This window comes from Paraflavitalea pollutisoli (genome assembly GCF_029360705.1).
GTDB classification, from domain to species: domain Bacteria; phylum Bacteroidota; class Bacteroidia; order Chitinophagales; family Chitinophagaceae; genus Paraflavitalea; species Paraflavitalea pollutisoli.
This window is the reverse complement of sequence record NZ_JARKMX010000001.1, coordinates 419,626-445,090: the sequence shown is the minus strand read 5'-3', so window position 1 is coordinate 445,090 and position 25,465 is coordinate 419,626. Positions and strand designations below refer to the sequence as shown.

The window sequence follows — 25,465 nt, the reverse complement described above, 5'->3', positions numbered from 1 at the left end:
GGGATAAACCGATGTAGCCATTAATGGCTAGCGAAACAATTACCAGTTCTTGTCTTTCTCCTGCTGCCGTTTAAATACCCGCACAGAGATAATGACACTAAACTCATACAGGAAGGCTAGTGGCAGGAACACGATCATCTGGCTCATCCAGTCGGGCGATGGCGTAATGATCGCTGCAATAACCAGAATAGCCACATAAGAGTATTTGCGATAGGTCTTTAGAAAACTGGGGGTGATCAGACCGATACGCGTTAATACATAAGAGATGACTGGCAACTGGAACGCCAGCGCAGATCCGATCATAATATCAATCAGATTTTCCATGTAGTCAGCCAATGTCGGCCGGGCTATGAGGATATGGCTGGTGCCGATCGTATAATTGGCCAAAAAGCTGAATGTGAAAGGCGCTAATAGGAAATAGCCGAAGGAGATACCCAGGAAAAAGAAGATGGAAACGAAAAAGATCGCACCACGGGTACTCTTCAACTCCTTGGGACTCAACGCCGGCTTCACAAAACGCCAGAACTCCCAGAATATATAGGGGAAGGCAAAAATAAATCCACCAACAAAAGCAATAGTGATACTTGTCATGAACTGCGAGCCAAAGGTTGTTGTCTGCAATCCACCTTCGGTTGAAGGGGGCGGCAAACACAACGAATCCCCTACACCGAGCCAGGTACTTAAGTCACACAAAGCTTTGTAAGTATAGAAATCCTTCTGCAAAGGGCCTGCAATGATCTGGTCAAAGATCCAATCGATATTTATAAATACCACAATTGCCCCAACGATCACCGCGATCAGCGACCGCATGATATGCCAACGCAACTCCTCCAAATGATCCACAAAGGTCATCTCCGGATTGTCGGTCTTTCTCCTGTTAAATAACGATATCGCCATTGATTACTAGAGGAATTAACTTATAAAACGGGGCAAATGTACGGGTTATCACGTTGGATTGGACAAGAAAGCTTGTTAATATGTGGTGATTGGCAATTACGGGATATTGCAGGTAGCTTTTATTCCCATCTTTGGTGTATAAGGCTTATTTACATGCCATTACAGGCTATTTGAGGAGCTTCAGACGCACTGTTTCAATACGGGTGTCACTGACCCCCATAACGTCAAACTCATAATCGCCGATAATAATACGTTCCCGGAGTTTGGGAATGGTTTCGTGCTGCTGGATAATGAACCCCGATAAAGTCTCCGACTCATGGTCGGGAAACTCCAGCCCATATTTTTCTTTCAGGTAGTCGAGCTCCAACCGTCCGCTGAGGATAAATTCGTCTTCGGCTACGCGCTTGTCTTCAAATTCTTCCACATCAAACTCATCTTTGATCTCGCCGAAGATCTCCTCGAGCACGTCTTCCATGGTCACAATACCCGCCGTACCGCCAAACTCGTCCACTACCCAGGCAATGCTCTTGCGCTCCTTGCTGAGCTTACTGATCAGGTCCGTGGCACTCATACTTTCCGGAATAGCCGGTATCTGCAGCATCATATCTTTGATCGTAGCAGGCTGCTTGAACAGGTCGAGTTGGTGTACATATCCCAGGATATGATCGATATCGCCATCATATACCACTAGCTTACTCAGCTTGGTATTGACAAAGGCCTTGCGCACATCCTCTACACTCATCTTAATATCAATGGCCTCGATTTCCTTACGGGGTACCAGACACTCCCGCACCCGGATCTTTGGCAAAGAGAGCGCATTCTCAAACAGCTCGGCTTTCAGGTCCTGGCTTTGGTTATGATGTTCGTTGTTTTGCGTATAGAACAGGTCGAGATCCGCCCGGGAAAAAGGCGCCTTCTTTTTGTCGATACGCATATCGAATATAATATTCAGGATAAAAATGGAAAACTTGACGAAAGCAATGCTGATCCAGTTGAAGACATAGTCACAAAGCCCCAGCAAGCCTGTCCGCGCGGAAAAAGACAAAAGGCTGTCCGATTTGGCACGGAAAATCGCTTTGGGAATAAATTCTCCCAGGACTACAATCACCACCCAGGAACAAAAGGCTTCGCAAATGAGACGTAGTGGCACCAGGTAGGCCTCCGATGGACTGATCTTTTCGTAAGGGATCAGGTAATTCCAACCAGCACTGCCCAGCAATACGGCAACAACGAGAAAGGTGTTATATCCAACGATCGTAACACCAATGAAACGTGATGGATTTTCAAACAGGTTACTCAGTAGCAAACTGCTTGTAGAGCCCTGCTTCTTCTTCAGTTCAATATTAAGCCGGTTTGCCGAGGTAAAGGCCACTTCAATACCGGAAAACCAGGCTATAAAGAAAACCGCGACGACAATGGCTATTATGACAAATAAACTCATAGTTAGAATACGAATTTATAAAAAGAACGATGGATTACATAACTTATTGGGAAAGATTGGCATTTCTCAGTCCCTGTATTACAATTACCGTGCAAAGGCTTCCTGTTTTATACACAAAAATGAAGTGCCAGCCCCAATACCAGGCTCAGCCACCAATAAAATCGCCCCCCAGTCAGCCGGGCGAACTTGTACTGGCCAAGCCAAGCGCAAATCGATAATGGATCGTGGCAATTAAATAAGGCACGGACCAAACCCTCCCTCCCGATCATTATCGTAGCACTATGATACTTGATTTCGGGTAAATTTTAGATAGCTAGAAAGTCGCGTACGATCTCCATAGCCTCAGCACGGGCCTTGTCCAACTGGGCATTGATGACAATTCGGTGAAAGTGATGTTTGAAAGAGATCTCGTAAGAAGCCTTATTAACCCTGGCCTGCAGGCTTTCGGCAGTTTCTGTACCACGCGACTCCAGGCGTCGCTTTAGCTCATCAACGGACGGAGGTTCAATGAACATCGACAAAGTAGTATTCGGATACTGCGATTGCACATGTATGGCGCCTTTAACATCGATGTCTAAAACCGGCACCTGGCCATTAGCCCAAATACGGTCAAGCTCGGATTTAAGCGTGCCATAATACTTTCCCTCATACACCATTTCCCACTCCACAAAAGCCTGATCCTGGATTTTCTGCTGAAAATCTTCTACGTCCATGAAATAATAATCTACACCGCTCTTTTCATTGCCCCGGGCTTGACGGGTAGCCGCTGAAACCGAAAAAGCCAATTGAGGAAGCTTTTCCAGCAGGTAACGGGTAATAGACGTTTTTCCCGCACCGGAAGGTGCAGTAATAATCAGGATCTTGTTGCCGGGATCGAAGGCCATAGTTTACAATAAAGCTGCAAAGAAAACCAAAAACTCCGACTTTACAGCTTCAGCCTGCTAAATACTTCCTCCCTGTAAGAAGCACCAATGGGAATATCCCTGTCCGAAATTCTTACATAGTTACCCTCAATAAAAACAATCTTGCTGCGCACAATGATAAAGCTCTTATGCACCCGTATAAATTCACCGGCAGGTAGCTGTTCCTGCATCCCTTTCATCGTATCGTGTACCAGGTAAGAGCCTTCCCCGGTCACAATCTTCACATAATCATCCAACGCTTCGATATACTCGATCGCTGAAAGATTGATCTTATAGACCTTCTTATCCGCTTTTACAAAAATGAAAGGCTCATGAAAGCCAACGTTGCTGATTGGTTGCCTTACCAGCTTTTCCAACGCTTTGTTTACTGCTTTCAGGAAACGATCTACAGAAAAAGGTTTTACCAGGTAATCAACCGCATCCAGCTCAAATCCCTCCGCAGCATATTCGGCATACGCCGTGGTAAAGATGACCAGCGGCGGGCGTGATAGGCTTTTCAGAAAACTGACCCCCGACAAAACAGGCAGGTTGATATCCAGAAATAGCAGATCAGCACGGTGCTGCACCAACCATTGCTGGGCCTCCAGCGAATCGCCACAAAGACCAGCCAGTTCCAGTAACGGATGTGAGCTGATATAATTCTTCAATACATTTTGAGCCAACGGCTCATCTTCCACCACCAGACAACGGTATAAAGTACTCATAAGTTCAGTTCAAGGGTTACAACAAAATCATCCTGCAGATCTTGAATGTCCAATTGGTAGCGATTGCTGTACAACAGGTCAAGCCGGCGCCTTACATTTCCCAACCCTACGCCATGGTGCTTGACATCACCTACAACCGCAGCCTGCCCGCGTGTATTTTTTACGCAGAAACGAAGCTGCTGTGGCATTACCTCCAGGTTCACGTCTATACGAACATGGCCGGCGCTACCTTTGGCGCCATGCTTGAAAGCATTTTCCAGAAAAGTGATCAGCAGTAAAGGAGCAATGCGCTGCTCTCTGATCTCCCCTTCCACCACGACATACAACTGCAACTGCTGACCGGAGCGAATTCTTTGTAACGAAATATAATCTTCCGCGATCTGCCACTCTTTTTCCAACAACACAAAATGATCGCCAGACTCATATAGAAAGTATTTCATCAGCTGCGACAACTGCAGGATCGTTTCAGGAAGTCGCTCATCTTTATCAAGCGTCATCGAATAAATCCCATTCAGGGTATTCAGGAAAAAATGCGGATTGACCTGTTCCCGCAAGACGTCCAGTTCCATTTGCGCTTTTTCGGACTCCACTTGTAACAACCGACGCTGCATATCCAACACTGTGAACCATGATTTCGAGAGCTTAAGCAAAGAACTGATACCAATATACACCACAAAGAAGAGGCAGACCTCCCACCAGGAGAAATAGCTGATAAAAAAATAATCAGGCAACACCAGTTGAGACCAGTCCTGAAAAAAAGAATAATTCAACCAGGAAAAGACCGTCACCAACAACACCAGCGCCACCAGGTACCACACCCATTTATTGATCCGCATAAAACGCGGCAGCAAAAAATAGAGATTGATATAAACAGCCGGAAGAATAGTAAGGTGAAAGAGGCCCGCATACAAAAAGTCTCCTTGCAACGGTGCCGCACTCGACTTGAAAAGCTGCACAAACACGACGAACGACAGCACCCAGAAGACCAGGTGCTGCGTAAACCGGATAACCGGATGAAAGATAAGGCGACGTCTGCTAAGCATACGAGATTATCCTTTGCGGTTTAATACGACAGGTTTCGCATCGAACAAGCGATTGTCATGGCCATACTTCTCCAAAAACATATACCAGTCCTTTGAGGAGGCAGTGATGAGAAAATTATCAAAAAGCGGTTCATGTTCATGCTTCAGCAACATCCTACCGGCAAGTATCTGCTCTTTCATAAAATCACCACGCAGGAACTGCAAAAAAAGCTGGCCATTTTGCCCAAACCCAACCTTGGCAATATTAAAAGTCGAAAAATAGTTGGAATTGAACTCGAAACCCAGCCCCTCATTACCCTGGGTATCCTTTTTTCCGGCAGTAACAGACAGTACGTCCATAAATAGCTGCCCCTTGATATTGGTCAGGGCACCTGCCAGGATATATTGCAGATCCCCCTGCTCAATAGTAATGATATAAGCTTTTGAGTAAAACGCGATCTCTTCTTTTGAATCACCATAAACAGAGATCTTTTTACCATCTTTTCTTTCTGCTTCAAACAACTTACTATCCTTTACCGGCAATATCGAAATAGTAGCACCACCATCCTGAAACGAACCCACGATCCGCTGATCGGTAACGATCGTCTGCCCGGTTGCAATTGGTTGAACCGAATTGATTCCTTGCGATTGAGACAGCAATTGAAATAAGCCGCCAATCAGTAAACTTAAGTTGAACATATAATAGAGTTGAATAAATTATTTAATGCTGGTATAGGTTTCACGATCGTCATAGGCCGCATCCAGTTCACCATACTTACGAACATACTGACGAAGGTCTTCCGTTGGAGCCGTGATCACGGTAGTACCATCCATCCTGGTTTCACGGCGAATCCGTATCTGCTTGTTCCTGACGAGGTCTTCGAGAAAGCTTTCTTTCAAACGCATGATAGTCATGGATTCGCCATTGTTGGCAAGTTGAACCCGGAAAAAGCTGTGCAACGGAATATAGTTCCTGGTGTAAAAGGCTGCATAGGATTTTCCATGTTGAGCTTCAGACGGGAAATAGTCCAGATAAAGATGCTTGCCGATCCTGGACATAAAAACAAAAAACCGGGAAGGATAATCGTCTGCCCCTTCCTTAATGGTGAGCAGGTAACCCCGCGAAGCAAGGTCACGTATCCCCGTCGGCAATTCGGCAAAGCTTTGGGCATTGCCTTGTTCGAAGGAATAAACAGGACCATCAGCACCTTTTTTCCAGGAACCAAGCAGCCTGGCATCGTAAACAATATCCTTTTCCGTAAACAGCGGGTTAAATGCAGACAAGCACCCGCTCAATAGAACAATGGCAGTTAAACAGAGCGCTGGTAATAATTTTTTCATGACTTTGGGGTTTGTCGTAATAGAATACCACAAAACTATCTGTCCCCCGCCGCAGCTGGAAACCAATTCGGCAAACCACTAAAAACAGACGGTAAACACAGTTACGGAAATCGCAACCAGCCACGCGAACGCGCTCTCAATAAAGACTACGCACAAAACGGTATAAATTGAATTGATTGTCCTTTAGTTGCAATAGGATATCTTGCTGTAGCAAGTCTTTGCGGATATCTTTCATACGCCTTTGCTGAACCAGGTAATAAGCACGCTCAGCCAGTAACCACGCCTTTCTTGTATCATCATGATGCAGTAGCAATTGCTGCCGGATAGCCTCGTACAAAGGCTCAACCCCTTCCTGCCGGGAAGCAACAGTTTTGATCACAGGCACTTCCTGTGTGTGGTTACGGAAAGCGGGAGCCAACATAAGGCGCAAATTCTTGACAAACTGATCGGCATCGGGCCGGTCGGCCTTGTTCACTACAAAAATATCGGCGATCTCCATCAATCCTGCTTTCATGGTTTGCACTTCATCACCTGCTTCCGGTACCACAACCACGACCGTTACATCAGCCAGGCCGGCGATCTCGATCTCGCTTTGACCTACTCCCACTGTTTCCACGATGATGAAGTCGAAAGCAGCTGCTTTCATCAGTTCGGTGATCTCGATAATGCGGGGATGCAATCCACCCAATGAACCGCGGGTGGCCAAAGATCGGATGAAGACATTAGGGTGATTGTACCAGTCGCTCATCCGGATTCGGTCGCCCAATAGAGCTCCCATATTGAAAGGAGAAGAAGGATCGACACACAGAACACAAACGCGTAGCCCCGATCCGGCAATGACGCCGATCAACGCATCTACCAGCGTGCTTTTCCCGGCCCCGGGTGGACCGGTAATGCCAATGATCTTCGTGGTCGTATTGGGAGGCAAACTCAGGAGCAGGTCTTCATAACCAACAGCTTCATTCTCGACGAGCGAGATACCACGGGCAATCTGCTTCACGACATGCGCCCGGATGTCCCGAAGTAATGCTGGCCAGGAAGCGGTTGCCCGTTGCTCCATTATTTATCGTTTCAGTAAAGTGTAGTTTTTGAATCCGCCGATCTGCCGGCCCCCCAGCCACTCCTCCACAATGGTCAGTAACCGGTATTTCAGACGATCATGTTTTTGTTCCATACCAGGTGGAGGCACAGCACCGATCTGGTCAGCCCAGTTGAACCGGCCGATAAATTCCCGCATCACAGCAGGATGACTGTCCCGGAAAACGCCCAACCTGGCCAGTGTACCATAATCGAAAACACTTTCCTGGGTCTCGAAGATCTGTCCTGCTTTCTCCTCGCCATGAATATCAGCGGCAAATGATTGCCGGCGCTTTTGCATAAGATACGGAGGTCTTACCCAACCGTAATGATAGATGGCCGCGTCGACCGAAGCCACCTTTAATTTATAGGCACCTTCCCGCTGAAAGTAGTTTTTCCCATCAAAATCGGGTATACGCCTGAAAGACTGTGCATCCTTCCAAGAATGAATGTCACGATCATTGCGTATGATGCGGATCTCCTTTGGATAAAAAGCGTGTGACACGATGTACCGTGAATAGCTACCCCAAAAATGCAGGTAGTCGAACACAAGACCTTCTATCGACCGGTCATGCAACAATTCTTCACAACGAGCCTTGATGACAGGTAGGTATTTCTCGTGAACCACTTCATCGCTTTGAAGGTAGAATAGCCAATCCCCTGTACAGGCCGCTTTGGCTACATCTGTTTGCTGAGCATAAACCGCAGCATGCGAGTAGGTCTCCCGATCCCACTCCGTATGAATGATCTTTATTTTATCAGATGCGATCTGCCGGATTTCCTCAAGCGTACGATCATCCGCATCGCCCTTTCCTACGGCAATCACAAACTCGTCGACGATCGGCAAAATCGACTCGATCGACTCCCGCACCGGATAGTAAAGCTTGGTGGCATTGCGAACAAAACTAAAACCACTGATCGTCATGAAAAATTATCATTTAATAATATATACACTTCCTGCCAGACAAAGAAAGCCGCCCCTACCGCCCCGACTGACGCCAGATCTGCCGTAGTTTGGCATATTTGGCAAAGGTCTGGTAAGATACCGACCGGGCAATCATCAGCCCATCGATACCATCCAGAAACCCCCTCCGGAATATATACCCCGATACAAATGCAGCCAGGGGACTCAGTAACAATTTAGCCAGCGACGCCTTCTTACCCTGCTGGTGCATGGCGCTTGCCTGGATAGTCGTAAACTTATTCAACTGAGCTATATGTTCGCCGTAGTTATAATAAGAATAGTGGAGAATCTCCCCTTTCAGGCGCAACAGGCTGCCACCGCCCTCCAGGGCAACATAATCATGTGGATTAACCCCCGTAAACCGTCCTTTGCGACGATGAAAAATCCGCAACTTTCTATCCGGATACCAGGTTCCGTGTCTGATCCAATGGCCACAATAATTGGTACAACGGTTCATCGTGTAGCCATCGGCAGCAGTAAAACCTTCATTTTTTATCCGTAAAATTTCGGCACGTAATGTTTCATCCAACGCCTCATCCGCATCCAGCGATAAGATCATTTCGTGTGACGCCTGGTCAATGGCGTAGTTCTTCTGCTCCACATAACCGAGAAAAGCCTGCTCGATAAAGCGTACGCCATATCCAGCACAGATATTCCTGGTATTGTCCGTACTCAGCGAGTCGACCACCACCACTTCATCGGCTACCCCCTGCACACTGGCGAGACATCTGCCTATATTCCTTTCTTCATTGAACGTGATAATGGTTACCGATAAATGCGTCATACATACCTCTTTACGAGGCCATAAAAATAGGCAATTCGGCCGTCTGTGGATTGTGCTTTTTTAGCGCGTACGATTTCGTTACTTTGTACCATGACCAATTTCATTCCCATATTTCCCCTGGGGATTGTAGTGTATCCGGGTGAAAAAGTACATCTTCACATATTTGAACCCCGGTATAAACAGCTCGTCACAGAAAGTGTCGAAAACAAAAAGCCATTCGGAATCCCCACCGTAGTAAACAACCGATTACAGGAAATGGGAACCCTTGTACAGATCACCGAGATCGTACAGACCTACGAAAATGGGGAGATGGATGTAAAAACACAAGGACTGAAAGTTTTCCGCATACTCGAGGTCATAAAAGCAGTACCAGAGAAATTATACAGCGGCGCAATCGTCAATTATCCCGAAAACGACGAAGATGTTGGCAGCCGCGAGATCATGCAGAAAGTGATCAGGGGCGTAAAAGAACTGCACCGCCTGCTTAACATCTCCAAAGATTTCAAAAAGCCGGAAGACCACCTTCAATCCTACGATGTGGCACACCATGCTGGCCTGTCTCTCGAGGAAGAATATGAGTTGCTCGGGCTGCTGCGGGAAGTACAAAGGCAGGAATATATAAAACGGCACCTCCAGAAAGTGCTCCCCATGCTGATGGAAATGGAGCAGCTGAAAGAAAAAGTGAAGCTAAACGGCCATTTTCGTAACCTATCGGCTTTTGATCTCGACATTGATCCTTAATATGACCGGAGAAGCAGCGATCGATGACCACATGCTGCCCAATAAACACTGCACCAAAAACTTGGCTGCTGAATTCTGTGAATAGCAGGTTATATTCGTGCACGCAAAATCCATAGTTTGTCAACAACAACCCTGTGCTTCGACTTTGGAAATACCCGGCTCAAATGTGCCGTATTTGAGGGAGAAACACTCCTTGACCTCATCGTGATGGACAACGATCAGGATGATACCATACAGGATCTGATTGCCCGGTACCAGCCAACAAAATCGATCCTGTCGTCGGTAATCAACCACAATCCGGCCATGGAGACCATCCTGGCAGCGAATACGCAATACCACCGACTCTCCCACGATTCCAAACTGCCTATTACAACACCTGTCGGCAAACCCCAGGATATCGGAGCCGACCGCCTTGCCCTGGTTTCGGCAGCAGTACACTATTTTCCAGGAAAAAATAACCTGGTGATCGGCCTGGGTACAGCCATCACCTATAATTTTATCAACAAATACCACGAGTTTGTAGGTGGCAGTATATCACCCGGCATGGAGATGCGGTTTAAATCGCTTCACCACTATACAGCCAAGTTACCCCTGGTCGAAAAAGACTGGAACCTGAGCCTTATTGGGTACGATACCCGGACCAATATATTAAGCGGCGTTATCCTTGGAATGGCCAAAGAGATCGATGGGATAATAGATTATTATGACGAAAAATATGACAACTTTAACGTCGTCTTAACCGGGGGTGATACACCCTTTTTTGTCTATCATTTGAAAAACAAGATATTTGCAGACCCTAATTTAATCTATAAAGGCCTTTATGCCATTAGTGAGCACAACAATGTATAAGAAAATCAATCTCTTAGGAATAGTCTGCTTATGTTGGCTCTCCTTTGCACAGGCACAAAACGAGAACTCTCCTTATTCGCGTTACGGACTGGGGGACCTGGTTCCCACCCAAAATATGTTGAACAGGGGTATGGGTGGAGTTTCCGCTGCTTACTACGATTTCAACACCATCAACTTTGTCAATCCGGCCTCCTACGGCAGGTTACAGGCTACCACCCTCGATCTGGGGGTAGAGGTGTCAAACAGGACCCTTCGCGCCAACAACCCAGCCCGTAAATATTCAAATTACAGCCCCAACATCTCCTACATTCAACTGGGCTTTCCGCTCAAGAAAGGTGGTGGCTGGGGTCTGAACCTTGGATTACGCCCGCTGACCCGCATTAACTATAAGATAGGACAGGCCAACCGCGAATACCTGGGTACACCGGGCGATACTTTCAATATTAGCACGATCTATGAAGGCAATGGTGGCGCCTACGAAGCATATGTTGGTACCGGCGTATCGATCACCCGCGATTTGTCAGTCGGTGTTAATTTCGGCTACATGTTTGGCAGCAAGGATTACAGCACCCGTAAAGCAATACCCGATTCGCTATACTACTATTATAAATCCAACCACGAGACAACCACCAGTTATGGTGGCGTATTGCTGAATGCCGGCATTCAGTATACAGCAAGGCTCGACAAAAAGCACTGGTTGCGTTTTGGTGCCTATGGCAACCTCAAACACACGATCAATGCGAGGAAGGATTATGTGGCCGAAACCTTCGAATACAACGCCAATAGCGGAGCAACCGACACCATCGACGTAGCCTACCGGGAAAACGATGTTAAAGGCAAGATCATCTACCCCGCCTCCTTTGGCGCAGGAGTGCTCTTCGACAAACTCGGCAAATGGCAGATCGGCGTAGATTATACGCAACAAAAATGGAACGAATACCGGTTCTATGGCGCCAAAGATTCGGTACAGGATGCCTGGACCATGAAGATCGGAGCACAGTTGACCCCGTCCGGTGGTAAAAGCTACTGGAATTTCGTTAGCTACCGGGCCGGCTTCTCGTTTGGTCAGGATTATATTAAGGTCAACAACGACCTGCCCACCTGGACAGTATCCTTTGGAGCAGGTTTTCCGATGCGCAAACCCGCTTACACGAACCAATTCTCGGTAATCAATACAGTGTTTGAATTCGGTCGCCGGGGTGATAACACCAGTCCCGTACGCGAGAGCTTCTTCCGTATTGGTATTGGCCTGTCTTTGAGCGATATTTGGTTCCAGAAGTACAAGTACGATTAATATATGCAAAGGCATACACCAACATATTTTATACAATGGGCAGCCCTGGTACTGGGCTGCTTTTTTGTTTTGACCGCTTGCGAAAACGATCAGAAAGAGGTAGACAGTCTCTTTACCCGTAAGGTAATGATGGAAGAAGCCAAAAATATAGAGAGCTACCTGAGCGAAAAAGGAATAGTGAAAGCGAAACTCACCGCACCGTTTATGCTTCGCCGCCCTGTCGATTCGGCCTATATGGAGTTTCCCAGATCACTGCATGTTGACTTTTACGACAGCACCTCCCGCATAGAAAGCATACTGGACGCCCGTTACGCCAAATACTATCAATTTGAGAACAAAGTGCTGCTGAAAGACAGCGTAGTAGTCATCAATATGATCAATGGGGACACTTTACGAACCTCCGAACTTTGGTGGGATCAGAACAAGCAGGAATTCTATACCACCGCCCCGGCACGGATACACCAGCGTACGCAGGCTATGTTCGCACGTAAAGGGTTGCGGGCTGCCCAAAATCTATCCTGGAAGGAATTCAACGAGGCATCAGGCACTTTCCAAACCAACGATTCCACGTTCATGCAATAGAAGCATTTTCCGGATTTATTTCTCCAATGGCGCAACTTCCCGCAGCCAGAAATGGTCTTAATACCCCCACCTACTCCGCAAGGAAATATCGCCCCTTTTAGGCTTCCCAGACCATCCACCGCCCCATTTCACACATACCCTTATCGAGACCTTATAGAGACCTTATGGGGACCTTATAGAGACCTTATAGAGACCCTGTTAGTCGTCAGGCCCCTATCAGACAGGTATCACACTCCCCTCAGACACTACTATACCCCGGCGCCCATTTGACCCATCTCTTTCCCCAACAGGTCAGGCATCCTCCAATCACGATCTTTTTACCAGGCACCACGCAGTCAAAGACATCCGCACAATACGTCTTTCCTGACCTGCATTCCCAAAAATGGACAACCCTAGCCAGACCCTAGCTGGACCCTAGCCAGGCCCTACCGGAACTGCAACGATTCCCGATTCGGGAACCATCAGCCCGGGATCCATTACGCCCACTTCCGGCCAGGCCCGCGATCACTTATACCTACCCACCTCCGGCTCCTCCGGAGAATCCGCTACCTTGTGGCCGAAAAAATAATTTCACCAGGTTTCCAACCTTTCTGCCAACCCAGCCTCTTATTATCAGCACGGCATTGGAAAACATAGCACACATACTAACGGCAATTGTGAGAAAAGCAACCCAGGGCGATGAAGAAGCCCGGAGTCTGCTGTATGAGCAATTCGCACAAAAAATGTTCAGTATCTGTGTTCGGATGACCGGCAACAGACCCGATGCAGAAGACATACTCCAGGATTCTTTCATTACGGCATTCAAAAGCCTGCACCAGCTGAAAGAGCAACACCTGTTCGAACCCTGGTTACGGCGCATTATCGTGAATGAATGCATCCGCCACGTGAAGAAGGTAATGCGCTGGCAGCCCGTAGAAGAAGAGCACCTGCCCGACGCCATGATAGATGGCGATAACTGGCTGCAGAGCATCAGTTTTGAACAAATACACGGGGAGATCAAAACCCTGCCTGGAGGATGTCGGGAAGTGTTCAACCTCTATGTGATAGAAAACTATTCACACCAGCAGATCGCCGAATCCCTGGAGATCACCATATCGACCTCAAAAAGTCAATACCACAGGGCCCGGCAATTATTGAAAGAAAGGTTATTAAAACAAATGGTTCGCCATGGATGAATTCAGGAAATACCTTTATGACCACCGCGATGAGCTGGATCTGGAAAAACCTCCACGTCCACAGGTATGGATGCATATCAAGCGGGAAACACAGGAGCCTCCACGCAAAGTAATCCCCCTGGTGTTGAAATGGACTGCTGCAGCGGCAGCAGTAGTACTGGTATCACTGTTCACCTACCAGTGGTTCACCCCCGCCGGACCCGCAACACCCAAGCCTGCACTGGCAGAAGCAACCGAACAACCGGCTACCAGCCCGGAGTTGACTGGCCAGGTGGACTCATCTGTTGGTACGGCCTCCAATCAGGAGATTGATGTGCCCGTCGTTGAATCACCTGGCGAAACCCGAAGCGCCCCAAAACCAACTGAACGAACAAATCGCAAAGCCGCTGCTCCCAAAGAACAACCGGCAACGAGTAAAGCAACATCACCGCTGAAGCTGATCGAAGACAACTATGCCACCATCATCAGCTATCAGCTCGAAAAATTAGAGAAGACACCTATCTATATAGAAAGCGCTGGTTATTTCCACGTGTTCAAAAAGCAGTGGCTCGATCTGGAGCGAGACGAAAAGAAAGTAAAACAGGACGTACGCCTGTATGGACTTAACGACAACCTCGTCAACCAGCTTATCCAACTGTACCAGCAAAAGCTATGGCTATTGAAAGAACTGCAAACAGAGATCAACAAAATGAACGTGCGGGCAAAACAATATCCCGACATTCAACGGCCCACGCCGGCTTATTTAAAATTGTAAAGACCAAAGCATGAATAACAAAAAGATCATTCCTGCCCTGTTGCTCACAGGATCACTCATCCTGACAGCGACTGCCATGCAGGCCCAAAAAACACTGACCAAAGAAGTTAGCCAGGAAGTACCCTCACAAAAAGGAGCACTCATCCGGCTCGTAACCTCTTCCCGCAAAGTCGTATTGAAACCCTGGGATCAGTCGAAAGTAAAGGTTACCATGGAAGTTAGCTATGACTCCGGCTTTGCCCGCAAAGCGAACAGTGACGCTGACTGGTTCGAGACTTTCGGGGTGAATATCAAGCCCTTCAGCAACCGGGTAGACATCCTCACAGGCACTGGTTCAGGTATCGCCAATACCCGCGTATACAACAACGCAGGAAAGCAGGTATTTGTGACTGACCTGCAAACGCTCAAAGCAAAAGCCGGCACCATAAACGGCCAGGGCAACTTCAGCAGCACAGACGGCGTAACCGTACAGGGATACAAAGCAGGCAAACCCGCAGTCGAACTCATGACCATCATGGTGCCTGCTGGTTGCAAGCTCGACCTGGAAAACAAATATGGTGATATCGTGATCGGCATGAATGTAGACGAGGCTAAACTGAAAGTCAGCAACGGCGCACTCGATGCACAGGACATCAAAGACCTGAAATTGGAAGGAACATTTTGTAATGCCAACCTCGGCAATATCGATAAAGCCGAGATCGAGTTTACCAACGGAACGTTCAGGGCCCAGAACATCAACGACCTCGATATGGATACAAAATCGTCGACGGTAGAGTATGAAAAGGGCAAATACCTCTACCTCCGCAGCCAGAATGACAACCTGACGATCGATGCCATCGATAAGATAGACGGTCGCAAAGTATATGGCAGCATCAAGATCGACCAGCTCAACAACAGCTTCGACCTGGAAGGCAATAACGTAGACATCAAGTTCCGCAACATATCACAGGATGTTACGCTGATTAAGATCAACAACAAGTACGGCGACGTGCGTCTGCCGGTGAAAGGACTTACCAACTACTATGTCGACTTTATTGGCAACTACTCCACCGTATTTGCACCATTCCAGAAAGAGGTCGTTAAAGAAGAAGAGAAGAAACCAGCGGAAGGAGAGGCGGCAGCCAAAAGTACGCTTGAGGATGTTCGCATCACTTATGCCCGGAAAGGCACCGGGACTAGTCTGGGAGAAGTAGCACCGCGCCACTTCACCAGTACGGTTGGCGATACCAAAGGAAAACACACCCGTATTGAGCTGACCTGTCATTCCTGTACCGTAGACTTTAAGTAAGCATCAATTCGCCTCTCGCCATAATTCGTCGCTTAAGGGAGCGGCCCTGCCGCTCCCATTTAAACTGCCAGATACCGCATTGTGCACCATCGTATTTTCGTCAAGGATCCATACCCATTGATCAAGTTCGATAACGATCCACAGCCTGTAGCTTTAACTTAGCATGAAGACAAAATTGATCCCGCAGCCAGGCAACATTTAGTATAGCAGGACCGACTTTCTACAAACACAACCAAAGTATAGCCATGATTTTTACAAACAAAGCTTTGTACAGGATCGCCATGTTCCTGACAGCCGCTCTGTCCTTCAGCCAGTCCTTCGCCCAACAAAAGGGCCATATAAAAGGATCAGTTCAGGACAGCACCACCAGCAAAGCTTTGCCCTATGCAACCGTCGGCCTCTACGCCGAAAGCAACCAGCAGAAGCCACTGCGCAATATATTCACCGACAGCAAGGGCCATTTTGAATTCACGAAAGTAGATACCGGCCACTACATCATCTACGTCACAAACAGTGGCTTTGGCGAAAAGGCCACCCAAACCTTCCACATTTTTCAAGAAGCTACTATTATCGAGTTACCGGTATTGCAACTGGCCCCGGCCAGTAAAACATTGACAGCAGTAACTTTCACCGCCCGCAAACCACTTATAGAGCACAACGAAGACAAGCTAACCTACAACGCGGAAGCAGATCCGGCCAATGCCGGGCAAACGGCCATCGACGTGCTGCGCAAAACACCATTCCTGTCGGTAGACGGAGAAGGTAATGTGCAGCTCAACGGTCAAAGTAACTTTAAAGTACTGCTCAATGGGAAAGAAACAGCCATGTTTACCCGCAACGTAAAAGAAGCCCTCCAATCATTTCCCGCCAACCTCATCAAAAGTGTAGAAGTAATTACTACACCATCGGCCAAGTACGACGGTGAAGGAGTTGGAGGGATCATCAACATCATCACCAAAAAGAAAGTAGTAGGCTACAATGGCAATATAGGCGTATTCCAGACCACCCTCGGCAACTTCAACCTGAACGGAAACGGTAGTGTAAAATTGGGCAAAATAGGGATCAGCGGCTATTATGGAATGAATCGGTCAAATGGTATCAAGAGCAGCAATGCAGCCATCACCGAATCTTTCAATCCGGTCGCCTTTTCAAAAAGGATATCCGCAGGCCAACGCTCCAGCGACAATTTTTACAAGTACGGCAATATGGAGCTGGGCTGGGACATCGACAGCGTGAACACATTGAGTGCCTACGCTTCTATAAACAGTGGCGGCAATAAGAACCGCAACAACCGCTACTTCGACCTGGTAAACCCTGCAGGAACAGAAGCAGTTCGGACCACTTTCGACGATAACTTCAATTTCAGGTATCCCTCTTGGAGCTGGGGCACCGACTTCATACATAAATTCAAGCGAAATCCCGAACAGGAGCTGACCTTCAAAATGCTGCACGACTACAGTCGCGACAACAACCTGCAGCACAGCAACCAGCAAAGCCCATCAGGCCTAAGATCGGTCATCAACGACAACCGATCCAACAACCAGCAAAGCACCTTTCAGATGGATTACATACAACCCCTCAAAAACAAGATGAAGCTGGAAACAGGCGTCAAGATCATCACCCGCGAAGCATCCGCCAACTACATCAGCCAGCAGCGTTTCTCGCCCAATGATAAATTCATAGTTGATAGCTCCAACTCCGACAACTTCAACTACCGTCAGTTTGTATATGGAGCATACGCAACGTTTCGTTTTACAGCCCGCAAGTTCAGCTTCCGCATTGGTGGCAGAGCAGAGAGAACCGTAATAGACGGTAACTTTGTAAAATCAAAAACACAAGTACAGCAGGATTACTTTACCGTCATGCCTTCCTTTTTCGTATCGCGAAAACTGAACCCGGCACATACACTTTCCCTCTCCTATTCCAAGCGGCTTACACGCCCCTACATCTGGGACCTCAATCCCTTTGTAAACAATACAGACTCCCTGAACCTCAACTTCGGCAACCCCAACCTCGACCCGGAGATCTACCATGCAGTAGAATTGGGCTGGACAGTCCTCAAAGGAAAGACCAATATCAATATCCGCTTGTCAGAGAATTTCAGTAATACACAGATTGCCCGTTATTCCTATTTCAACGACGAATCTGGCATCACCTACTATACAATGGATAATATTGGCAGCTACTCCTCCACAGGCGTTAGCGGCAACGTATCCTTGTCCCTTAATTCAAAGTGGCGCCTGTCCAGCAACCTCGGTCTACGGTACGACTTTGTTAAGAATCGGCTCAACCCGGTACAGCGTAACAACGGCCTGGGTGGATACGGATCCTTCAATACCAGCTATGACGTCCTCAAAAAATTAAGTGTATACATCAATGGCAACCTTAGTCGGGCCCCTGCACAGCTGCAAGGATACTATGGTTTGAATTACTGGTATTCCCTTGGAGGAAACTTGAAATGCCTGAAAGACAAATTGACCCTGACCATCAATATCAACAACATATTTCATGACCGGCTCGATTGGAAAAGCTCCATCGGAGATACCAACTTTCACACCACCTCATGGTTTTACAGACCAGGACGATCGGCTAGTCTTGGTGTAAGGTGGAATTTTGGAAAGCTCACCGAAAGTGTCTCACGCAAGCGGGGCGTAAGTAACGATGACTTGAGAGCCAACAGCAACTAATGTAAAGACAGTTTTTTTCTCATAGCCGAGATTCTGGTAGTCTTGCCGGAATGCTAAAAGGCCGGGTGTCTACCCGGCCTTTTTAAATGCCTTTGTGACAGAACAAGCATTTTTCGTCCTAACATTACTTATCAAATCGAAAAAGAAGCGCCTTGTACTAATGCATGCGCACATACATTCCCAATTGACCACCACGGTTCATATTGGTAACATTGTTGTTCTTACTGATGTCGGTAAGGCCGGCATTATAGCGGGCATAAAAACCCAATTGACGGGTAGCTGCAATACCAACACCCAGGTTAACACCGACATCTGCTTTTCGGTAGGCGTTGTCTACCTCTGCATCATTGTTTCCGCCCTTAACCTTGGCTGAAGTAAGGAAGGAGACCTGTGGACCAAATTCAAGATACAGTTGCTTTACCGGATAATATTGAACCATGACAGGCACCTGAATATAGCTCAACGCCAGTGTTCTTTCGCCTTCACCGGTTTGATACTTTTGTCCTTGTCCGGAATATAGTATCTCAGGTTGAATACACCAGCGGGAGTCCAGCGAATGGTGCAGGAATAAACCCACGTGACCGCTTACGCGATTATCTCCATTGAAATTAGATACGTCTGTCAGGTTAACACCACCTTTAATGCCTACTGCTGTTTGCGCTTGAAGTACACCTGCTGTACAGCAGGCAAGCGACGCTATAACTACAAACTTTTTCATAATGATCGTTTTTACTGACCGTACTTAAACAAAGTGCATGCCATGTCAAAAACACAGGCAATATCGCAGTGGTTTACAATAATATACAAAGCAAATAAACACAACAGCATTTTCTACAATGCAGCGATGTTAATTGTGGAGAATGCTGGGGAATTGGGCATCATCATGCACAAAAGAGGTAGCAACTCAAGAATAAGTGCAACCACAAGGCAAAACAGGCCACTTACTCAAAGTGCTACTGTAAAATGGTAAAGGCAAATTTACTTTGCACCTGCAAAGAAAATCGTGGTGGTATGAGATCAGTAATAATCAGGGGGTTGCTGTCACAGTTCTCATATGGGCTACTTGCTTACTGATGGTATCAGAAAAAAAACACGCAGGATGGTATTGCGAATAATACAGCGGTTGTAAAAGAGACGACATCACATGACCAACAGGATTTCGATACATGGATAAGTATTGAAACTACCAATTCATCGTTGCGATCCGTAGGTTTCCGGGAAAGATACACGGAAAAAGTACGTTGGTAAAATGTATACGATGCACGGCAATATGGCGTAATTCATCTTTTACCAATTACACTTTGGAAAAGAAGCGCATAAAAAACCTGGAAGATCAATTGAAACGAGAATATGGAAAAGATAACTGGGCAATGGGAGACCGCATATATCATTAGTTGTTATTTAGCCCTCATCGATTCTACAAAAACTGGATAAGAAAAGGCAACTCCAATAGAAGTCAGTTTAATTCAGGCGTTAGGTGTGTTTTTTTAAAAGCCCTGCCCCGCACCCCGGAGGCAGGGCTTTATGTTACCGGCAATCAATTTCGGCTAAAACCAGTACTGCATTCCCGGGTTCCGTACACGCCAACCTGCTATTAATTAACTCCAAATCAGGTGAAAATTTGCCGCGTTAATCCGATTTTACTTTCATTGGCACAAAAGGTAGACTCACCTCTGCGCAACCTATCTTATTGTTTTACAATAGTTAACCGCATCATTATCAGAGTGGATAACAACTCAATAACAAAGTTTATCAGTTAAACGATTGTTTAGTTTAAACGTTTGTTTAGTTTTGCCTCGTAAAGCATTGCCCAATGAGCTCAGCAGAAAAAACAGACAAAAGGGAACATATCTTAGTTACGGCAGAAGAGCTTTTCGCAGTAAAGGGATTCGATGGAACCTCGGTTCGTGACATAGCCAACCAGGCCGGTGTTAACCTGGCCATGATCTCTTACTATTTTGGATCCAAAGAGAACCTGCTGAAAGAATTGATCGAATTCAGGTTTAGGTCATCAGTGGAGGCACTCGAAGAACGGTCCAACGACCAGTTGCAGAGTCCCTGGGAAAAGATAGAATGGATCATCGACTTCTACGTAGATCGTATTGTAAATAACCGCCGCTTTCACAGCATCATGAGCCAGGAGTACAATACCGATCGTTCGCAGGATATCAAAGAGCTGATCACCAATATCAAGATGCAAAACCTGGAGAGGGTTAAGAAGATCATCGCTGATGGCCAACAATTGGGCGTATTCCGTCAGATTGATGTAGAAATGACCCTGGCAACCCTGATGGGAACCATTACTCAGGTGATCAACACCAAGAACCTGTATTGCGCCCTGCTTCGGATAGATAAAACAGACGAAGAGGGATACAGAAGTCAGATCAATCAAAGATTAAAAATACACCTGAGATCACTGTTTCATGCCCATCTTATCGGCAAATAAAGTATAAAGCACATAGTCATGGAAAATCAACCAAACACCCCCACCCCGGCAAAAAAGAAGTCTCCTTTAAAACTGATCATATTCTTGGTAATATTGGTAGTTGTCGGATACTTTGGCTACAAGAAAGCAAGCTTCGCACTCAGCCATGAAAGCACCGACAATGCACAGGTCGAAACGCAACTCATCCCTGTTTTACCCCGTGTGGCCGGCTATGTGAAAAGCATTGCAGTTAAGGATTACGACTCCGTTAAAACCGGACAACTTATCGTAGAACTGGATGATGCAGAACTGCAGACACAGCTACTGCAACTGCAGGCTGATTATCAGGCAGCACAGGCTGACCTTAGCAATGCAAAAGCTGCGCTCAATAATGCACTTATTTCACTCCGCGTTAACAAAGGTGATATCGATATCAACAAAGTGAAACTTGAGAAAGCGCAAAAAGACTACACGCGTAACAAGAACTTGTTTGCAGAATCGGCGGTCACGCAAAAGCAGCTCGATGATGCCCGCTACGACTTTGAAACACTCTCCAAAGAACTGGATAATAGCCACAATGATCTGGCCAGTGCTGAAAGCCGCATCAGTGTACTACAGGCTGCCGTGCAAAAAGCAGAAGCCAATATACTGGTAAAAAAGGCCCAGATCGATCAACAACAGCTCAAACTCTCATACACCAAAGTATATGCACCCCAGGCAGGTAAGATCGGTAAGAAAAATATCTCACTTGGCCAGTATGTACAGGCAGGCGCTCCGTTGTTCACCATTGTAAATGATACGACCTATTGGATCGTAGCCAATTTCAAAGAAAACCAGATCAATCGTTTACACCCGGGAATGGCCGTAGACATCGAGGTTGACGCATATCCCGACCTTAAACTGAAGGGATCGGTAGAAAGCCTTAGCGATGCTACGGGCGCCAGATTTGCGCTCCTGCCTCCCGACAATGCCAGCGGCAACTTCGTAAAAGTAACGCAACGTGTACCCGTTAAGATCGCCATCAATGATCTGACACAATATAAAGAAGTACTCAGAGCAGGCCTTAGCGTATTTGTAAGCGTACCCCTGCATTAAACACCCACGGCATAACGAAGTCTTCAGCATAAACCTGAAGAACACGATGCACACACAGCGCATCGGCCTGGGAACTTTTGTGTCAACAACCATTGATTTTCTTGCCAAATCAAGCATAACAAGAAACGTATGTCCAGTCCAAAAGGATTCGCCAAATTTATAATAGTCCTCACCACCGTAACGGCCGCCGTTATGGAGCTGATAGATACATCTATCGTAAACGTGGGATTGAATGACATGGCCGGCAGTCTGGGTGTCAATATTGAAGATGTCAGCTGGGTGATAACCTCCTACGCCATCGCGAATGTGATCATCATTCCAATGACCGGTTTTCTTGCCGAATACTTCGGTCGAAAAAACTACTACATAGCATCGATGATCATATTTACGATCGCCTCCTACATGTGTGGGCAAAGCACCAACCTGGTAGAGTTGATCATCTGGCGTTTTATTCAGGGCATTGGCGGCGGCGCCTTACTGTCCACTTCACAAGCCATTCTCTTCGATGCCTTTAAGCCAGAAGAAAGACCGATGGCAGCCGGCATGTTTGGGATGGGGCTCATCCTCGGCCCCACATTGGGACCCACGGTGGGTGGTTACCTGATCGAGCACTTTTCATGGCCCTGGATGTTCTTGGTAAACCTGCCCGTAGGATTTATTGCCACGATCCTGGCGATGGTATTTATAGATAAGAAGGAAGGGGAAGGGAAAAAGAAGTCTCAGTTGTCCGTCGACTATATTGGAATAGCCCTGCTGATGGTAGGTATAGCCTGCTTGCAATTCGTACTGGAGCGGGGTGAATCGGAAGACTGGTTCAGCAGTGATGCGATCAAGGTGTGTTCTGTGCTCGCAATAGTAGCCATCGCTGGCTTTATCTACTGGGAGTTGAAGACGCCTTCACCCGTAGTCAACCTGCGTATAATGGGCAAGCGCACCTATGCGTTCACCATTATATTCACTTTTGTCGCAGGCCTCGGCCTCTTCACATCAGTTTTTGTCTATCCTGTATTGGCACAACGGGTACTCGGCTTCTCCGCACTGGAAACAGGCCTATCGCTATTGCCACCGACTTTGGCAGGTGTAGTGATGATGCCCATCATAGGACGCATGATGAGTAAAGGGGTTTCCCCGATACCATTCATCGTTGTTGGCTTTATCTTGTTCGCCATCTACTGTTGGACTAGTGCCGCCATTAGTCCGGAAGTAGGACGATGGGCATTTTTTATCCCCTTGCTTATCCGCGCCATGGGTATCTCGATGTCGCAATTGCCGCTGATCAACCAGGCAGTGGCGGGTTTGGCCCCCAAAGATTATGCGGCAGGCATATCACTCAACAATATGATCCGTCAGATTGGTGGCGCCTTTGGCATCGCCATGGCCAATAATTTTATCAGTCATAGGTACGCACAACACCGCAACGACCTGGTGGTAAACACCTATGATGGTGCACCCGCCTTTACACAAGCAGTAAATGGCATCACGGGCAATATGGTAAACAGCGGCAGCGATCTGGCATCCGCAACAGCCAAAGCACACAAGTTAATCGACCTCACCGTCGACAAACAGTCCTATTACCTGGCCTACCTCGATACATTCAGACTGATCGGCCTTTTCTTCCTCATGGTACTGCCACTCGTAGTATTTCTTCGCGTGAAGAAAAAGCCGGTTGTAGATACAAAAGCGGTCAAAAAAGCGATGGAGGCCGCACATTAACCCCTCAACTGGTATTACCATGAAGAATAGAACAAACATATCAAGTAGCATGAAAAAGATAATCGGTGCACTCCTGCTGCCATTGCTGGTACAAACAGCCTTTACGCAGGAAGCCCCAATAAAAGATGAACAACTGAGAAGTCTGATACAATCGGCCGTCACCAACTACCCTCGCATACACGAGCTGGAAGAGCAACTGAAAGCCGATGATGTGAAAAAGGAAATGATCAAAGCTGGCTACCTGCCAACTGTAAATGCAGACCTGACCTACAATTTTCTGGCGCCCTCACCCAAGGTGGAGTTTGAAACACCCACCGGAAAAAACTCATTGGCCTTTCAGCCATACAATAACTATAACGCAGCTGTATCCATACGCCAGCTGATCTATGACTTCGGAAAAACCAAGCTCAAGCTGGAACGCAACGAAGCAGAGCGAACACTCAACATCAATGGTATCGACAATACCCGGAATGCCATCGCTTATCAGGTAGCACAGATCTACTACAACATACAATTCCTGCAAAAAAGCATCCATGTACAAAATGACCAGATCAGTTCGCTGAAAGAAAATGAACGACTCATTCAGGCTAAGATCAGGAATGGAGATGCCCTTGAGTACGATCTGCTGACGACTCAGGTTCGTACCGCCAATGCAACCAACCGGCAGAGTGACCTGCAAACCCAATTGGAAAAACAATATGTATTAATGGAATGGTTATCCGGGGTAGATACCAGAGGCAAAATTGCCGCCAGCTATGCCGGCACATACCGGGAAGATGAACTCAACCTCATATTGGAACCCGGAGATTGGAAGAAAACCAACTATGATGCCCAACAGATCGAAAAGCAGATCGCCGTTTATGAGCTCGATAAAAAGGAATCCACTATCGAATCCCGCCCCAATATCATGGGCACCGCCAGTGGGGGCGTCCGCAATGGCATTCAGCCCGATATTGACCAGTTCAGGCTCAATGGGGGATTTGGTGTTGGGGTATCCATCCCTATTTTGTCTGCCGACCGGCCCAAACTTCGTCAGAAGATGACGCAGGTACAAATCGAGACCGCCAAGAAATCAATGCAAACGCTGGAGGCCACTATCCGCAAAGACCTGGCAACCGTTCAAAAAGATTTCCAGGGCATACAGGAAAAGCTGGGCAATACGAATGTATTGGTAACGCAAGCGCAACGAGCTTATAAACTGGCCCAGGTACGTTTCAAAGAAGGCCTGATCACCAATGTCGAGCTGTTGGATGCACAAACAAATGTTGAAAACGCCGAGCTACAACAGGTACAGTTACAATACCAGGCACAGCTGGACAAACTTGAAAGCCATAAAGTAGTAGGTTCTAAGATATTCTAAAGCTTATTGGTCCTTACTGAGAGGGGACCATGTTTTAAAGGTGACGGCTACGTTTTACGTGGCCGTTTTTTATTGCCTGGAACAGCTTTGTGCGCCATATGGTAGACCATTCACAATAATCGGTAGAATGGGAAATACCCGTTAATAACCTCACCTCCGGTAACAGGCCAACCTAATGGACCGAGTATGGGTACTTTACAATAAATAGCATATTTTAATATACATTCATTGCAATAGGAAAACCAATTACGCAAAAAATACGTTGATTTCAATAGGTCTGCATTTCATGCAGATCATGGTTTTGAGTGAGGACGGCCGCGCAGTCTTAGCGTGGCCGTTTTGTATTGAC

23 protein-coding genes are annotated in these 25,465 nt (G+C 47.0%); 12 read left to right on the top strand and 11 right to left on the bottom strand.

Features of this window, described 5'->3' with window-relative positions:
• Positions 1–39 precede the first annotated feature (39 nt).
• From tatC to P2W70_RS01865, 10 genes are all read right to left on the bottom strand, one after another.
• On the bottom strand, positions 40–897 hold the full coding sequence (tatC, locus tag P2W70_RS01910) for a twin-arginine translocase subunit TatC (RefSeq protein ID WP_276479728.1): 858 nt from the start codon (positions 895–897) through the stop codon (positions 40–42).
• 166 nt (positions 898–1,063) lie between these two features.
• Positions 1,064–2,338: a hemolysin family protein gene (locus tag P2W70_RS01905; RefSeq protein WP_276479727.1), complete on the bottom strand. Its 1,275-nt coding sequence runs from the start codon at positions 2,336–2,338 to the stop codon at positions 1,064–1,066.
• 305 nt (positions 2,339–2,643) lie between these two features.
• On the bottom strand, positions 2,644–3,222 hold the full coding sequence (gene gmk, locus P2W70_RS01900; protein WP_276479726.1) for a guanylate kinase: 579 nt from the start codon (positions 3,220–3,222) through the stop codon (positions 2,644–2,646).
• Positions 3,223–3,263: 41 nt separating this feature from the next.
• Positions 3,264–3,965: a LytR/AlgR family response regulator transcription factor gene (locus P2W70_RS01895; RefSeq protein WP_276479725.1), complete on the bottom strand. Its 702-nt coding sequence runs from the start codon at positions 3,963–3,965 to the stop codon at positions 3,264–3,266.
• The gene (locus tag P2W70_RS01890) at positions 3,962–5,008 is read right to left on the bottom strand and encodes a sensor histidine kinase (protein ID WP_276479724.1); all 1,047 of its coding nucleotides are present in this window, start codon (positions 5,006–5,008) and stop codon (positions 3,962–3,964) included. The genes P2W70_RS01895 and P2W70_RS01890 overlap by 4 nt, the downstream gene beginning before the upstream one ends.
• Positions 5,009–5,014: 6 nt before the next feature.
• Positions 5,015–5,686 (bottom strand): hypothetical protein, encoded by a 672-nt coding sequence (locus P2W70_RS01885; protein WP_276479723.1) that lies wholly within the window; start codon positions 5,684–5,686, stop codon positions 5,015–5,017.
• Positions 5,687–5,704: 18 nt separating this feature from the next.
• Positions 5,705–6,328 carry a hypothetical protein gene (locus tag P2W70_RS01880; protein ID WP_276479722.1) on the bottom strand — a complete coding sequence of 208 codons (624 nt, stop codon included), beginning with the start codon at positions 6,326–6,328 and terminating at the stop codon, positions 5,705–5,707.
• A gap of 136 nt (positions 6,329–6,464) precedes the next feature.
• Positions 6,465–7,388, bottom strand: coding sequence for a methylmalonyl Co-A mutase-associated GTPase MeaB (gene meaB / locus P2W70_RS01875; RefSeq protein ID WP_276479721.1), 924 nt, complete (start codon positions 7,386–7,388; stop codon positions 6,465–6,467).
• 3 nt (positions 7,389–7,391) lie between these two features.
• Entirely contained in the window at positions 7,392–8,330 is a 939-nt protein-coding gene (locus tag P2W70_RS01870; RefSeq protein ID WP_276479720.1) for a glycosyltransferase family protein, read from the bottom strand.
• A 55-nt stretch (positions 8,331–8,385) separates the two neighbouring features.
• Positions 8,386–9,153, bottom strand: a complete 768-nt coding sequence (locus P2W70_RS01865) for a glycosyltransferase family 2 protein (protein WP_276479719.1) — start codon at positions 9,151–9,153, stop codon at positions 8,386–8,388.
• Positions 9,154–9,243: 90 nt separating this feature from the next.
• Between P2W70_RS01865 and P2W70_RS01860 the strand changes: the two genes are divergently transcribed.
• The 8 genes from P2W70_RS01860 (at position 9,244) to P2W70_RS01825 (ending at position 18,523) form a co-directional block, all read left to right on the top strand.
• Positions 9,244–9,894 (top strand): LON peptidase substrate-binding domain-containing protein, encoded by a 651-nt coding sequence (locus P2W70_RS01860; RefSeq protein WP_276479718.1) that lies wholly within the window; start codon positions 9,244–9,246, stop codon positions 9,892–9,894.
• Positions 9,895–10,011: 117 nt separating this feature from the next.
• Entirely contained in the window at positions 10,012–10,743 is a 732-nt protein-coding gene (locus P2W70_RS01855) for a type III pantothenate kinase (protein WP_276479717.1), read from the top strand.
• On the top strand, positions 10,715–12,037 hold the full coding sequence (gene bamG, locus P2W70_RS01850) for a BamG family beta-barrel-assembly machinery protein (protein WP_476704108.1): 1,323 nt from the start codon (positions 10,715–10,717) through the stop codon (positions 12,035–12,037). The genes P2W70_RS01855 and bamG overlap by 29 nt, the downstream gene beginning before the upstream one ends.
• Before the next feature lie 3 nt (positions 12,038–12,040).
• Positions 12,041–12,619, top strand: coding sequence for an LPS export ABC transporter periplasmic protein LptC (gene lptC / locus P2W70_RS01845; protein ID WP_276479715.1), 579 nt, complete (start codon positions 12,041–12,043; stop codon positions 12,617–12,619).
• Between the two features lie 656 nt (positions 12,620–13,275).
• Positions 13,276–13,794: an RNA polymerase sigma factor gene (locus P2W70_RS01840; protein WP_276479714.1), complete on the top strand. Its 519-nt coding sequence runs from the start codon at positions 13,276–13,278 to the stop codon at positions 13,792–13,794.
• Entirely contained in the window at positions 13,787–14,548 is a 762-nt protein-coding gene (locus P2W70_RS01835) for a hypothetical protein (protein ID WP_276479713.1), read from the top strand. The genes P2W70_RS01840 and P2W70_RS01835 overlap by 8 nt, the downstream gene beginning before the upstream one ends.
• Positions 14,549–14,558: 10 nt before the next feature.
• Positions 14,559–15,836 carry a DUF4097 family beta strand repeat-containing protein gene (locus P2W70_RS01830; protein WP_276479712.1) on the top strand — a complete coding sequence of 426 codons (1,278 nt, stop codon included), beginning with the start codon at positions 14,559–14,561 and terminating at the stop codon, positions 15,834–15,836.
• Between the two features lie 245 nt (positions 15,837–16,081).
• Positions 16,082–18,523 carry a TonB-dependent receptor domain-containing protein gene (locus P2W70_RS01825; RefSeq protein ID WP_276479711.1) on the top strand — a complete coding sequence of 814 codons (2,442 nt, stop codon included), beginning with the start codon at positions 16,082–16,084 and terminating at the stop codon, positions 18,521–18,523.
• Between the two features lie 157 nt (positions 18,524–18,680).
• On the opposite strand, the gene P2W70_RS01820 is transcribed toward P2W70_RS01825, so the two are convergent.
• On the bottom strand, positions 18,681–19,241 hold the full coding sequence (locus tag P2W70_RS01820; protein WP_276479710.1) for a porin family protein: 561 nt from the start codon (positions 19,239–19,241) through the stop codon (positions 18,681–18,683).
• A 1,095-nt stretch (positions 19,242–20,336) separates the two neighbouring features.
• Between P2W70_RS01820 and P2W70_RS01815 the strand changes: the two genes are divergently transcribed.
• The 4 genes from P2W70_RS01815 (at position 20,337) to P2W70_RS01800 (ending at position 25,116) form a co-directional block, all read left to right on the top strand.
• Positions 20,337–20,969 (top strand): TetR/AcrR family transcriptional regulator, encoded by a 633-nt coding sequence (locus tag P2W70_RS01815; protein ID WP_276479709.1) that lies wholly within the window; start codon positions 20,337–20,339, stop codon positions 20,967–20,969.
• Between the two features lie 18 nt (positions 20,970–20,987).
• The gene (locus P2W70_RS01810; RefSeq protein WP_276479708.1) at positions 20,988–22,043 is read left to right on the top strand and encodes an HlyD family secretion protein; all 1,056 of its coding nucleotides are present in this window, start codon (positions 20,988–20,990) and stop codon (positions 22,041–22,043) included.
• A 129-nt stretch (positions 22,044–22,172) separates the two neighbouring features.
• Positions 22,173–23,756: a DHA2 family efflux MFS transporter permease subunit gene (locus P2W70_RS01805; RefSeq protein ID WP_276479707.1), complete on the top strand. Its 1,584-nt coding sequence runs from the start codon at positions 22,173–22,175 to the stop codon at positions 23,754–23,756.
• Positions 23,757–23,805: 49 nt separating this feature from the next.
• Positions 23,806–25,116: a TolC family protein gene (locus P2W70_RS01800; protein WP_276479706.1), complete on the top strand. Its 1,311-nt coding sequence runs from the start codon at positions 23,806–23,808 to the stop codon at positions 25,114–25,116.
• Positions 25,117–25,465: the final 349 nt, after the last annotated feature.